13 protein-coding genes are annotated in these 12,852 nt (G+C 46.1%); 4 read left to right on the top strand and 9 right to left on the bottom strand.

Annotation, left to right across the window (positions count from 1 at the left end; translation table 11 throughout):
- Positions 1-13 precede the first annotated feature (13 nt).
- Entirely contained in the window at positions 14-823 is an 810-nt protein-coding gene (gene ispE / locus ACFPIB_RS12670; RefSeq protein WP_378017830.1) for a 4-(cytidine 5'-diphospho)-2-C-methyl-D-erythritol kinase, read from the top strand.
- Here ispE and ACFPIB_RS12675 read toward each other — a convergent pair.
- The 3 genes from ACFPIB_RS12675 to tgt form a co-directional block, all read right to left on the bottom strand.
- Positions 779-1,714, bottom strand: coding sequence for a DMT family transporter (locus ACFPIB_RS12675; RefSeq protein WP_378017831.1), 936 nt, complete (start codon positions 1,712-1,714; stop codon positions 779-781). The genes ispE and ACFPIB_RS12675 overlap by 45 nt on opposite strands.
- Positions 1,715-1,804: 90 nt before the next feature.
- Positions 1,805-2,881, bottom strand: a complete 1,077-nt coding sequence (locus ACFPIB_RS12680; RefSeq protein ID WP_378017832.1) for an LptF/LptG family permease — start codon at positions 2,879-2,881, stop codon at positions 1,805-1,807.
- A 138-nt stretch (positions 2,882-3,019) separates the two neighbouring features.
- Positions 3,020-4,150, bottom strand: coding sequence for a tRNA guanosine(34) transglycosylase Tgt (gene tgt / locus ACFPIB_RS12685; RefSeq protein WP_378017833.1), 1,131 nt, complete (start codon positions 4,148-4,150; stop codon positions 3,020-3,022).
- 537 nt (positions 4,151-4,687) lie between these two features.
- Between tgt and ACFPIB_RS12690 the strand changes: the two genes are divergently transcribed.
- From ACFPIB_RS12690 to rsmG, 3 genes are all read left to right on the top strand, one after another.
- Positions 4,688-5,824 carry a glycosyltransferase gene (locus ACFPIB_RS12690; protein WP_378017834.1) on the top strand — a complete coding sequence of 379 codons (1,137 nt, stop codon included), beginning with the start codon at positions 4,688-4,690 and terminating at the stop codon, positions 5,822-5,824.
- Entirely contained in the window at positions 5,812-6,423 is a 612-nt protein-coding gene (locus ACFPIB_RS12695) for an RNA polymerase sigma factor (RefSeq protein ID WP_200507806.1), read from the top strand. The genes ACFPIB_RS12690 and ACFPIB_RS12695 overlap by 13 nt, the downstream gene beginning before the upstream one ends.
- A 215-nt stretch (positions 6,424-6,638) precedes the next feature.
- On the top strand, positions 6,639-7,259 hold the full coding sequence (gene rsmG / locus ACFPIB_RS12700; protein ID WP_378017835.1) for a 16S rRNA (guanine(527)-N(7))-methyltransferase RsmG: 621 nt from the start codon (positions 6,639-6,641) through the stop codon (positions 7,257-7,259).
- An 81-nt stretch (positions 7,260-7,340) separates the two neighbouring features.
- On the opposite strand, the gene ACFPIB_RS12705 is transcribed toward rsmG, so the two are convergent.
- From ACFPIB_RS12705 to ACFPIB_RS12730, 6 genes are read right to left on the bottom strand one after another with little or no spacing between them, the layout of a single operon-like run.
- A complete protein-coding gene (locus ACFPIB_RS12705) occupies positions 7,341-7,820 on the bottom strand; it encodes a hypothetical protein (RefSeq protein WP_378017836.1) in 480 nt (159 codons plus the stop codon).
- Positions 7,821-7,875: 55 nt separating this feature from the next.
- Entirely contained in the window at positions 7,876-8,850 is a 975-nt protein-coding gene (locus ACFPIB_RS12710; RefSeq protein ID WP_378017837.1) for a YheT family hydrolase, read from the bottom strand.
- Positions 8,851-8,889: 39 nt separating this feature from the next.
- Complete coding sequence (locus ACFPIB_RS12715; RefSeq protein WP_378017838.1) at positions 8,890-9,954, bottom strand: cytochrome-c peroxidase; 1,065 nt, start codon at positions 9,952-9,954, stop codon at positions 8,890-8,892.
- A 14-nt stretch (positions 9,955-9,968) separates the two neighbouring features.
- Positions 9,969-10,751, bottom strand: coding sequence for an MbnP family protein (locus ACFPIB_RS12720; protein WP_378017839.1), 783 nt, complete (start codon positions 10,749-10,751; stop codon positions 9,969-9,971).
- Positions 10,752-10,775: 24 nt separating this feature from the next.
- A complete protein-coding gene (locus ACFPIB_RS12725; RefSeq protein WP_378017840.1) occupies positions 10,776-11,570 on the bottom strand; it encodes an MbnP family protein in 795 nt (264 codons plus the stop codon).
- Between the two features lie 42 nt (positions 11,571-11,612).
- A complete protein-coding gene (locus ACFPIB_RS12730) occupies positions 11,613-12,728 on the bottom strand; it encodes a cytochrome-c peroxidase (protein ID WP_378017841.1) in 1,116 nt (371 codons plus the stop codon).
- Positions 12,729-12,852 lie beyond the last annotated feature (124 nt).

Consider the following 12,852-nt stretch of genomic DNA (forward strand, 5'->3'; position numbering starts at 1 on the left):
AAACGCTTTCCGCATGATCTTATTTCCGAATGCTAAAATAAACATTGGCCTGAACGTGACCGAACGCCGCGCCGATGGATTTCATAACCTCGAATCGGTATTTTACCCGGTAAACTGGTGCGATGCGTTGGAAATTCTGCCTTCGGAAGAAACGGAATTCACATCTTCGGGCATCGAAATTCCCGGCAACCCGGAAAGCAATTTGTGCCTGAAAGCATACGAATTATTGAAAATCGATTTTGAGATTCCGCCGGTAAAAATGCATTTGCATAAGAATATCCCGATCGGTGCAGGTTTGGGTGGCGGTTCTGCCGATGCGGCTTTTGCCCTGAAAGGTTTAAACGAACTTTTTGAACTCAATCTAACTTCCGAACAACTCGAAAATTACGCCCGGAAACTAGGCGCCGATTGTGCTTTTTTTATTCAGAATAAACCGGTTTATGCGTTCAACAAAGGCGATGAATTTGAGGCGGTAAAACTGCATTTAAGCGGTTTTCAGATCATAATAGTTTACCCGGAAATTCATATTACCACCGCCGAAGCTTACGGAAAAATTAAACCAAAGCCTGCCGAAATTCCGGTGAAGAAAGCTGTACAAAACGCTATGGAAAACTGGCAAAAAACTGTTTTCAACGATTTCGAAACGGCCCTTTTTCCAACCTATCCAATTCTTCCGGAACTGAAAAAACAGCTTTACAATGCCGGTGCAGTTTACGCTTCCATGACCGGTTCCGGTTCGGCGGTTTTCGGCATTTTTAAGAAAGAGATTCCGGCCAGTCTAAACTTTCCGGACAGTTTCAGAAGCTGGCAGGGAAGTCTTTAATTTCAGCCGGCGCTCGTACCAGGAATCCAGGATCGGGTAAATGAAAACGGCTCCCAGAATTATGAGTGCGCCGTAGTAAAATCCCGCCGACATTTTCTCCTTTTCCCCGAAGATTAGCCACGCCAATACAATACCATATACCGGTTCCAGATTCACAGTCAGGTTCATGGCAAACGCCGAAATTTTCTGCATGAGTCGCACTGCCGCCGTATAAGCATAAACCGTACAAACCAGCGTCAGGAGAAGCAAATAAACCCAATCCATGCCGGTCAGGCTAAAATCCAGCGCGTTGTTTTCGGCGAAGAACGAAGTGTAGATCGGTAAGAATAAAATCGTACCTATGCAGGCGCCCAGCATTTCGTAGCAACTGATAGTAGCCGATGGATATATTTTGGTTAGCCGGCTGTTGATGATTGTAAAGATTGCGGCCATTAAAGCAGAGCCCACTGCCATGGTAATTCCCACAGCATGGTCGAATTCGAACTGGAAGATCACGTACAGGCCGATCATGATGATAATTGCCAGCAGGATTTCGTGTGGTTTAATTTTTTTGCTCGTAAAGATCGGTTCCAGCAAAGCAGTCCAGAGGCTGGAAGTTGCCAAACCCGCCAGGCAAATAGAAACCGAAGAAACCCGCGCCGAAGCAAAAAACAGGATCCAGTGCGCGGCCAGCAAAAAACCAACGCCCAAAATTTTCAAAAACGGTAGGGTTCCGATCTTAAAAAGTCCTTTCCGGAATTTAATGATCAGCGCCAGCGAAAGAAATGCAATTAACGTGCGTATCGCCACCAGCTCCACCGAAGGAATCGTAATGAGTTTGCCTAAAATGGCGGTAAATCCCCACAGGAAAATAATGAAATGTAACTCGATAAAATCTTTTAAGCGGGGCATTGCTATTAATTAGGAATTAAAAATTAGGGATCAGAAATTATCTCGCGAAACAATTTCTAATAAAGAAAAGCCAACAACGAAAACAAATTCCTATCGCGGTACCGTTTTGTAAAGCACTGCGCCAATTACGGAAAAGATCATTAGCGGAATCCAGGACGCCAGCATGGGTGGTACGTCGCCAACCTGGGCTAAGCTGCGGCTCATGATCACGAAAATGATGAAAACGAAGGCCAGCGCAAACCCCAAAGCAATTTGCAAACCTACACCTCCGCGTGATTTCCGGGAGCTGAGAATCACCCCGATAATGGTAAGGACGATGATGGCAAACGGATAACTGAAACGTTCGTATTTTTCGATCAGGTAAATTTCCGTATCGTCGGCGCCGCGGGCTTCTTTTTCGGCAATGTAGCGGTTCAGTTCGGGCAGGGTAAAGGTTTCTGAAAGGCGATAGGTGCTGGCAAAATCTTTCGGCAACAAATTCAGCGTAGTATCCATGGCCTGGCCGTAGCTGAGCGTTTCTTTTTCGCCATTAAATGTGCGCAGGGTATAATTATCGATACGCCATTTTTTCTTTTCCGGGTTCCACGAAATTACTTCCGAAGTCAGTTTGCTTTTCAGGTCGGTGCCTACAATATGCTCCAGCGCGAATTTATAACCCACGTTGGCCGTGTTGTTGTAGCTTTCCATATACACGTAACTTTCCGGGCCAACCCTTATGTGAATGTTGCGCGCATCGTAATTGAACGGGTTTTTGATGTACTTGATCTCGAAAGCCACCCGCGTTTTATTCGCATTCGGAATTACCCAGCCTATCAGTCCGAAGATTGCTGCCCCAATAATTACCGCCCCAATAATGTAAGGCACCAGCAAGCGCCTGAAACTCACGCCACTACTCAGAATTGCAATAATTTCGGTATGCGAAGCCAGCTTAGCCGTAACGAAAACCACCGCAATAAACACCGTGATCGGGCTCAGCATGTTGGCATAGAACGGAATGAGATTGAAATAATAATCGAAGAGAATAGACCCGATGCCCACGTTATTCTTAATGAAATCGTCGTTCTTTTCAGTGAAGTCGATCACGCAGATAATGAGCACGCAAAGCAACACCACAAACACAAACGTGGTCAGGAATTTCTTCAGAATATATTTATCTAAAAGCTTCACTTTTTAATTATGAATTAGAAATTAAAAATTAGAAATTATTTTTTCTGAAAACTCAGTTCCTGAATTTGAAATATAAACGGTATGCTTTAAGCAATAAAACCATATCTAATTTCTAATTCATAATTTCTAATTGAAATCTTAAAGCCGCGTCATCAGTTTTTCTACCATTACGTTTTTCCAGGCGGCAAAGGTGCCGGCCAGAATTTGCTCGCGCGCTTGTTTAACCAGCCAGAGGTAGAACGTTAAATTGTGTACGCTGGCTATCATGCCGCCCAGATATTCCTGCGCGTGCATTAAATGGCGTAAATAGGCTTTGGTGTAGAACGTGCTGGTATAGCCGCCCAACTCCGCATCAATCGGCGTAAAATCGTCTTTCCAGCGCTGGTTCCGGATGTTGATGATGCCTTGCGTGGTGAAAAGCATCCCGTTCCGAGCATTCCGCGTTGGTAATACGCAGTCGAACATATCTACGCCCAACGCAATGTTTTCTAAAATATTTGCCGGGGTGCCTACGCCCATTAAATAGCGTGGCTTGTCTTTGGGCAAAATCCCGCAAACCAAGTCCGTCATTTCGTACATCATTTCTGCCGGTTCGCCCACGCTCAGGCCGCCAATGGCGTTTCCTTCGCGGTTCATGCTGGCAATGAATTCGGCCGATTGCGTACGTAGATCTTTAAACGTACTGCCCTGCACGATCGGGAATAACGTCTGGTCATAGCCGTATTTGTCTTCCGTAGCTTCGAATTGCTTGCAGCAGCGTTCCAGCCAGCGGTGCGTGCGGTGCATGGAATTTTTGGCATAATCGTATTCACACGGGTAAGGCGTACATTCATCGAAAGCCATGATAATGTCGGCGCCGATGGTGCGTTGCGTGTCCATCACGTTTTCGGGCGTAAACAAATGCGTAGAGCCGTCCAGGTGCGATTTGAATTTTACACCTTCCTCAATAATTTTCCGGGTACCCGAAAGCGAGAAAACCTGGTAGCCGCCGCTGTCGGTTAAGATCGGTTTATCCCAGCCGTTAAATTTATGCAAACCGCCCGCATCTTCCAGCACCTTCAGGCCAGGGCGCAGGTATAAATGGTACGTATTTCCCAGAATGATCTGCGCCTGAATATCTTCTTTCAGTTCGCGCTGGTGCACAGCTTTTACGCTGCCGGCAGTGCCCACGGGCATAAAAATAGGCGTCTGAATTTCGCCGTGCGCGGTGGTTACTTTACCGGCGCGGGCGTTGGAGCCAGGATCCTGGGCTTGAAGTTCAAAAGTCATTTATTCTATTAATATATAAAACGCCTTTAAGCGCTGATTTTTCAGTCCCCCTTTGGAGGGGGTTGGGGGAGGACTACATTATTTGATTTTCACGTTAGCCGATACTCTCCCCTTGAGGGGAGCCGGAGGGGTGTTTTCATGTATCACAATTTACACCCCTCTAACTCCCCTCAAGGGGAGAATCCTCGCAATACGAATCTTCATTATTGTGGTCCTCCCCCTACCCCCGCCAAAGGGGGACTTACCTTCAGTATATGTAAACTAAATGCTGCATAAAGAATTAAGAATTTTCGGTAGTCGTGCATTCAAAATTATTAATGCATTTTAGCAAGCCGGCAAAGATACGAACAATGCCCGGTTTTCAGGAATTTATTGATTTTTAAGGTTGGCGGTTGGCGTTTTTAGCGGTAGCTTTGAAGCTTGAATTTCCCGGAAAGAATTAACAATTAAGTTGCTTGAAAAGGCTGAAAAACGATATGCTTTTTGCCTCAAAAACTCCTGATTATTAATTCTTAATTATTAATTCTTAATTAAAAAATGTTTCCGCTTCCGCTTCCGCTTACGTTAGAGAACGTACTTTTTTTGCTGCTGGCTTTTACCGTACTGGTGCAGTTCTTTTATGCTTTTTATTACTTTCTGGCTCTGGCACTTTTTAAAAAACATTTGCCTTTCCAAACGCCCGGTTTTCCGGTTACCGTAATTGTTTGCGCGCATAACGAATACGAAAACCTGCTGCGGCTTATACCCAAACTCTTAAAACAAAACTACCCGGAATTTGAGCTCATGCTAATCGATGATCGCTCCAAGGATGAAACCGGTGGTTACATGCAACAGATCACGCAGTATTACCCCAACGCGCGGTTAATTTCCATAAAAAATACGCCGGCTGGTTTCAACCCGAAAAAATATGCGCTCAGCCTGGGTATAAAATCTGCAAAACATGAACATTTGCTTTTCACGGATGCTGATTGCGTGCCCCTGAGCGAGAACTGGATTGGCGAAATGGTGAAAGGCTATAAAAACGGGGCGGAAATTGTACTTGGTTACGGAAAATATGAACAATTACCGGGGTTTCTTGGTTATCTCATAAAATACGAAACCTTACTTTCCGCTATTCAGTATTTGTCGTTTGCCGTAAAGGGGAAACCATATATGGGAGTAGGCCGGAATTTATCTTATACCAAATCGTGTTTTTACCGGAATAAAGGCTTTGCCTCGCACATTCGGGCAACGGGCGGCGACGACGATCTTTTTGTGCGCGATGCCGCTGCCAATAGCAAAATAAATGTTGTGATCGGGCAGGAAGCTCAAACCGAAAGCAAAGCCAAAGAAACCTGGAGCGAATGGTGGCAGCAGAAACGGCGCCACTTAAGTGCAGGCAAGAAATACAAATTGGCAGACCGTTTCCGGATTGGCAGTTTTATTTTGGCAAACATCTTATTTTACGGGCTTTCAGTCGTACTTTTGGTAATGCAGGCCAATTTGGTATGGTTGGGAGCGATATTTGCAGGACGCTGCCTGGTAGTTTATTCTATTTATTATCAGGCGGCAGGTAACCTAAAAGAGCGGCTTTCAGTAGTACTCATGCCGGTATTAGATTTAATATATTATATCTTATATATTATGTTGTCCGTATCGGTATTAATGTTCAAAAAAATAGCATGGAAGAAGTAAACAAACAATTTTCGGCAAAGGCCAAGCACGACTTCAAACTGATCCAATCGGCGGTGGAAGAGGGCAACGAAAAAGCTTATGCCGAACTGATGCAAATCTACAAGAAGCCGGTGTACCACGTTGTGCTGAAAATGGTGCGAAACCCTGACGATGCCGAAGATTTAACCATCGAAGCGTTTGCCAAGGCATTTCGTAACCTGCACAAATTCAACCCCGAATACGCTTTCAGTACCTGGCTGTTCCGTATTGCCACCAACAACTGCATCGACTTCATTCGCAAGAACAAGATCAAAACGATGAGCATCGATTCGGCCATTAAAATTGATAACGGCGACGAGATCACCATAGATTTTAAAGACAACAACCTTACGCCGCAGGAAAGCGCCATCAAGAACCAAAAGATCGAGATCATGCAATCCATCGTGGCCAAGCTTCCGGATAAATACCAGCGCCTGGTTACGCTCCGCTACTTCGACGAACTTTCGTACGAAGAGATCGCCACCGAACTGAACGCGCCTCTGGGAACCGTAAAAGCCCAGCTGCACCGCGCCCGTGAGTTGCTCTATGACATGGTGAAGAATAAAAAACACCTTATTTAGTGATTAGTGGATAGTGAATAATGATTAGTAAGGAAATATAAAAGAACCCTGGCTTCGGCCGGGGTTTTTTCGTTTAAAAGCCTACCGTTTTTCGATTTATTGGAAAGCGCAAGCTGATATACAGGAACAAAAGCAAAAATCACTTACTTTCGCTTTGGAATAGTAATTAGTTCAAATACTAATCATTATTCACTAATCACTAATCACTAGAAAAGGTGGATATCATCAAAAAATACTTCCCCGAAATAACCGGGCAGCAGCAGGAAAAATTTGCCCGCCTGAACGAGCTTTATAAAGAATGGAACGCCAAAATAAACGTGGTTTCCAGAAAAGATATCGATGAGTTGCCAACGCGCCACATTTTGCATTCGCTGGGCATTGCCAAGGTTATTCAATTTCAGGCAAATACGCATGTTTTGGATGTAGGTACCGGCGGGGGTTTACCGGGCTTGCCTTTGGCCATCATGTTTCCGGAAGTGAAATTTCACCTGGTAGATTCTATCGGCAAAAAAATTCACGTAGTGCAAAGCATTGCCGACGAACTGAAACTGCACAACGTAACCGCCCAGCAAACCCGCGCCGAACAACTCCACGACCGCTACGATTACATTGTAAGCCGCGCCGTAGCCCGTTTAGCCGAATTCTACCAATGGATTCAGTTCCGCTTCAAAGAAACCGATGCGCCCAATCACGGTCTTTATTACTTAAAAGGTGGCGACCTGACCGAAGAAATTACCGAATCTGGTTTAGTAACCGAGCTTTTCGATTTGAAGAATTATTTTGAAGAAGAATTTTTCGACACCAAGAAAGTAGTTTTTGTGCCTTCGGTAGGTTAAAAACGGTAGGGTTTCTGACCCAAAAAGTAAAAGCCGGAGCTAACAGTTCCGGCTTTTACTTTTTTAGAAAATTCAGAAGTATTATTTCTTTTTCCGGCGCTGAATAAACCAAACCACGGCTCCCAGAGCCGCGAGGGCTAAAACCAAACCAATTATTTTGCTCCAGTTAAAAGGATGCGAGATCGTGCCCGTGCGGGTAATATCGGAGTCTACGGCGTGCATGGTTATTTTTTCGGTGCCTTTAATTTCTGCTTTTGCACTTCCCAGGCCATCTCTAAAATCTACGGGCAGCGTCTGGCCATTAATTTCAAAAAGTAGCTTGCCTTGCACCCTTTTATCGGCTTGTTTGGCGTCATCCAGCGCCCGGATGTTAATAATATAAACGTTCGGCTGATCGGTGGTGATGGCGGAAATGAATTCGAAATCCTGCACGGTAATGTAATCAGGCATTTTGAATGTGTATTCGTTACGTTCTTTTTTCTCCACCGGAATTTCCTGCTGGGCAAAAACGGCAGTAAGCGCAAAAAACGGTATCAGAAAGGCAGTAAAAAGTCGTTTCATAATCGGGAGATCAATGCTTTTATTAAAGCGGGGTACGCAGAACAAACTTACAAATTTATGCGGGAACTTCGGCAGTCAGGAATTGCAGGGCGCGTTGCTCGGAATAATAAAGGCCTTTCCGGAAATCCAGTGCAAAACCCACGTGTCCGCCGTTTTCTGGCATTTCCAGAAACAGGTTTGGGTTTGCTTCCGCTTCCCTAACCGGGAAACATTGTGGAGATAAAAACGGGTCGTTCTTCGCATTTATCAGCAACGTCGGGATTTGAATGTTGGGCAAATAAGGCAAAGAGCTGCATTGGGCGTAATAATCATCGGCGCTGGCAAAACCGTGTAGTGGTGCGGTAAACCGGTCGTCAAAAGCCTGAAAATCTTTCACCAAATGGTAATCCGAAAGATCGAGTGCGCCGTTGGCAATGGGAATTTTCTGTTCCAGTTTCCGGCGAAGCGAATTAAGGAAACGGCGCAAATAAATGCGGTTTTCAGGTTTCGAAATTTGCAGAGCGGCACTTTTTAAATGGCACGGCACCGAAAAAACGGCGGCTCTTTTCACTTCTGAAGGTACTTTTTCCGGCGCTTCGCCTAAGTATTTCAACGTAATATTCCCGCCCGCACTAAAGCCCGTTAAATAAACCGTTTCGTACTTTTTCTGGGCCAAAGCATACCGAATTACAAGGTCCAGATCGTGCGTAGCGCCCAGATGGTAAGAACTTAAAAGCTGGTTTGGTTCGCCGCTGCAACTCCGGTAATTCCAGGCCAGCGCATCCATTCCGGCTTTATTGGCCGCTTTTACCATACCCTTCACATACGGCCGATTAGCGTCGCCTTCCAGACCATGCGAAACGATCAGTAATTTATTCGAGCCTACCACCGACCAATCCAGATCCAGAAAATCAGCATCAGGCGTAGAAATGCGTTCGCGGCTATAAGTTACACCGGTTACGGTGCGCAGAATGCTGGGCAAAATGGTTTGCAGATGCTTGTTGAACTGGTAAAAAGGCGGTGAAAAAACGGGGGTGGGAAGAACCGGCATAAAAATTAAATTCCCGCAAAAATAAGGCAAAAAATGGTATCAGCGGGCAGGTAAAAAGTCGGGGTTGTTCACGAATTCCGGATCGGTGAGGGTATTCAGAAAGGCGATCAGTTTGGTTTTTTCAGCTTCGGTTAAAGAAATTCCCGGTTTGGCATTTTTTTGTAAGGCTGCATCTAATGTAGCCGAATTTTTCACGCCCGCATTGTAATGTTCCAGCACTTCTTCCAGCGTTTTGAAACGGCCGTCGTGCATATAAGGCGCGGTTAAAGCAATGTTGCGGAGCGTAGGCGTTTTGTATTTGCCAATGTCTTCAGGCTTTTCTGAAATGCGGCCACGGCCCCAGGCTACGGCTTCAAAATCATCCGGAAAAGTATTGTCCAGGCCGTTATTATGGTAGCCAAAATCGGTAAAAAAGTCGGTGGTGTGGCAGTTGCTGCATTTTTGCTGAAAAATGGTTAAGCCATCCAGTTCCTTTTTATCTAGCTTTCCGCCTTCGTTGCGCACATATTTATCGTAACGCGAATTGGCCGAAATTAAGGTGCGCTGAAACTGCGCCAATGCCCGTGTAATGGTAATGGTAGAAATAGAATCCTGCGGAAAAGCAGCTTTGAAAAGCGGTGGATATTCGGGTTTGTTTTTCAGTTCGGTTACCAGTTCGGTCAGGTTCTGGCCCATTTCATCGGGGTGTTTCAGCGGACCGAAGTTCAGCGATTCCAGGTCTTTGGCGCCGCCATCCCAGAACCAGCCTTTGTGCCAGGCCAGGTTTTGCAAAGTAGGGGCGTTGCGGTGCAGCGGTTTGCCCGAAATGCCTGTTGTGCCCAAAGCCGCGCCATCGGTAAACGCTTTTTGCGGCATGTGGCAGGTGGCGCAGGAAATTTTATTGTTGGCAGAAAGAGTAGGGTCGTAGAATAATTTTCTGCCAAGTAAAACGCCCTCGCGGGTAAACGGATTTTTGGCCGGAAACGGTACCGTTTTTCCCAGGTTTTCCGGAGCGGTAACGGTAAAAGGTTCCGGAGCAGGTTCAGGCAAACGGTTTTCAGGTTTGGTGCACGCCGAAGCCGCTACCAAGCCTGAAAACCATACTATTTGCCAAAACCGTATCATTTTAATGCAAAAAACTAATTCCCGTGAACGTGATCTATTTTGAACATGGTCGCATAATTATCGGCCACTTTTATGCTGGTTGCAGCATGCTGCGGCGTGCCATCAATACGCGGCTGTGCTTTTACATCTATCACATTCGGGCCGCCGAAAATAGTTTTTAGGTTGGCGTGTATGTGAATTTTAGGATTGTGATCTTCGCCGACAATCATTTTAGCAGTTCCGGCCGGAAGATCTAACGTAACGGTGCGGCTGCTGTAATCTTTGCCAATTTCATAAAACAACCCGTCAAACGTTTTCGAAGCCGGGTTGTAATACACCCCATTTACGTTCAGAAAAATATAGCCGGTATTCCAGTCCCAGGTCATGTGGGTGTTTTCCAGGGTCAGGTCGCCTACGGCATTGGCTACGGTTTTATTATGGGTAGAATCTACGCCCACCATAAAACGCAGTCTGGTATACTCGCCAGCCGGAATATTTGGTAACGTAACTTTTTCGCGTATTTTCTGGTCTGCGTTTTCAATTAAATAATAGCTGTCGGGTACCTTGTAAGCGCTGCCATCGGCTTTCAGTAATTCCACGTTCGAAACAAAATACAGGACGCTTCCCACAGCCACCGAATCGCCGTTCTGGGTAACGTAAGTTGCGTTCCTTGCAAAGTCTTCAGTACCAAAACGGCTGTCGAATTCCAGTTCTACCGAAGCAGCTTGCGCCGGCTCAATTTTCTTGTCATCGTCGTCGTTGTCGCAGGCGCTGAGAAACAAGCCGGCCGCCAGAAGCAGAAATGAATATTTTTTCATCACGTTTTACTGATTTTTCAGGTGCTATTGCTGCTTTACTTCGTGCAAACTGAACATGCCATCGCTGTAGTTTTCGGCAATTTTAGCAGCGTTCGGGCCACCCATTACGTTCGTGAGCGTATTGAAATCGATAACGTTGGGGCCTTCCAGCAGGGCATTTGCATCTACCCGAAGGTTGGCATTAAAAATTCTGTCAGCAGCAAACGTTACACCGCCGTTTATAGGGAAAGTTACGGTTTTGTAATTTGCGTTGTGGCCCACGTGCAGCAGCACGGCGCGGTTATCAGCAGCGTTTGGTTTAATGTTGTTGCCTTCGAATTTCACGAAAACGTAACCGGTATTCCAGTTCCAGGCCATGTCGTTATTCGGGTTCAGGTCGCCAGGCTGGTCGGTGCTCAGGTTGGCCGCCGAATCGATGCCGATGGCAAATGAAAGGTGGTCGAACTTTTTAGACGGAAGATCTTTCAGCGTAAAGCTGCTCTTGCTTTCGGTAGGGTTAATTAAATGGTAGCTATCTTTTTCCTTGAAAACCTCGCCGGTCTCAGAATTGGTTAAGGTTACGTTGCTGATGTAGTATTTCAGGAGCGTAACGTTGTATGTGTTGCCGGCGGCGTTCGTATATTCTCTGGTATTGAATTCGAGCGGCTGACCGTTTACCTGATGATCGAAATTAACATGTAGCTGGGCTGGCACTGGTTCGGCAGGCTTCGGCGTTGCTTTTTTGTCGTCGTCGTCGTTATCGCAGCTGGTAGCCGCAATAGCAAAAGAAAGCGGCAGAACAAAAGCCAGGAAACGGGAAATGCGGTTTGTAAATTTCATGGTAATAGCGTTGGTTTTGTGTAGTAGTTTTATGTTTTTCTGTTATTCACCTTTTTCGAACGGGTCGGAGAATTCCGGATTCGTTACGAACTTTTCGTCGGTAAGCGTTTTCAGGAAAGCAATGATCTGCGCTTTTTCTTTTGCCGTTAAACCCAAGCCATTTACCGGGTCGTTATTATTGCTGGCCGAAGAAATTTCCGGATCCAGGTTCGGGCTGTTTCTTACTACGTGCTCGTTGTAATGGTCCAGCACTTCTTCCAGGGTTTGGAAGCGGCCATCGTGCATGTATGGTGCCGTTAAAGCAATATTCCGCAACGTAGTAGCTTTAAATTTTCCTTCGTCGAAACGGTTGCCGGTCAGGCCGCCTTTGCCCAGGTCTTTAAACGTGTGGTCTAAGCCGTTATTGGTAATTACCTGGGTCGTAAATAAATCGCCGCCGTGGCAGTGCATACAATCGGCGCCGCGCATGCTGTTCGGGTCCGGATGGTTGTTAAAAAGCACGAAGCCTTTGTATTCATCTTCGGTGAAAATAGCCGCCGCGTTATTTTTCGTTTTGTCGTATTCCTTCTTGAATTTATCGTAGCGCGAATCGGCCGAGATCAACGTTCTTTCGAATTGCGCGAGCGCTTTCAGAATATTTTCCTCGGTAATTTTTTCGGAACCAAATGCCCGCATGAACAGGGGAGGGTAATGCGCTGAATTCTGCAATTTGCGAACCGCCTGTTGCATATTCTGGTGCATTTCTATCTTGCTTTCTATGGGCACGCGGGCTTGTTGCTCCAGAGTTTTGGCGCCGCCATCCCAGGTATAGCTGGTGCTCCAGGCCATATTAGCCAGGCTCATGGTGTTGCGGGTGCCCGGCAGGCCATCAATTCCCAGGCTAAGGGCATTGCTGCCATCGGTAAAAGCGTGTTTCTGCTGGTGGCAGGTGCCGCACGACATGGAGTTGTCGCCGGATAGTTTCTTTTCATAAAATAGCATACGGCCCAGTTGCGCGCCTTCCACGGTAGTCGGGTTATCGGTCGGAATTTCCGGCTTGCCGAAACTCCGGGGAGCGTTCAGTTCAAGCGGCGTAGTGCCGGGAATAGTTTCCGTTTCCGGTTTGCAGCCAAAAGCCAGCACTGCCAGGAGCGAAAAAAAAGTTAAACCTTGTTTCATAAGAAGTTAGTGGGAGGTTGCCAGTTTAAAAAGCAACCTAAATTTAAAGCTTTAAGTTTAGATTTGCTATCTATTCTGCTTTAATATAGAGGTCGGAAAATTTTGTAGAAGGGTTGCTTTGCTA

This window comes from Adhaeribacter terreus (assembly GCF_042657365.1).
Taxonomy (GTDB): domain Bacteria; phylum Bacteroidota; class Bacteroidia; order Cytophagales; family Hymenobacteraceae; genus Adhaeribacter_A; species Adhaeribacter_A terreus.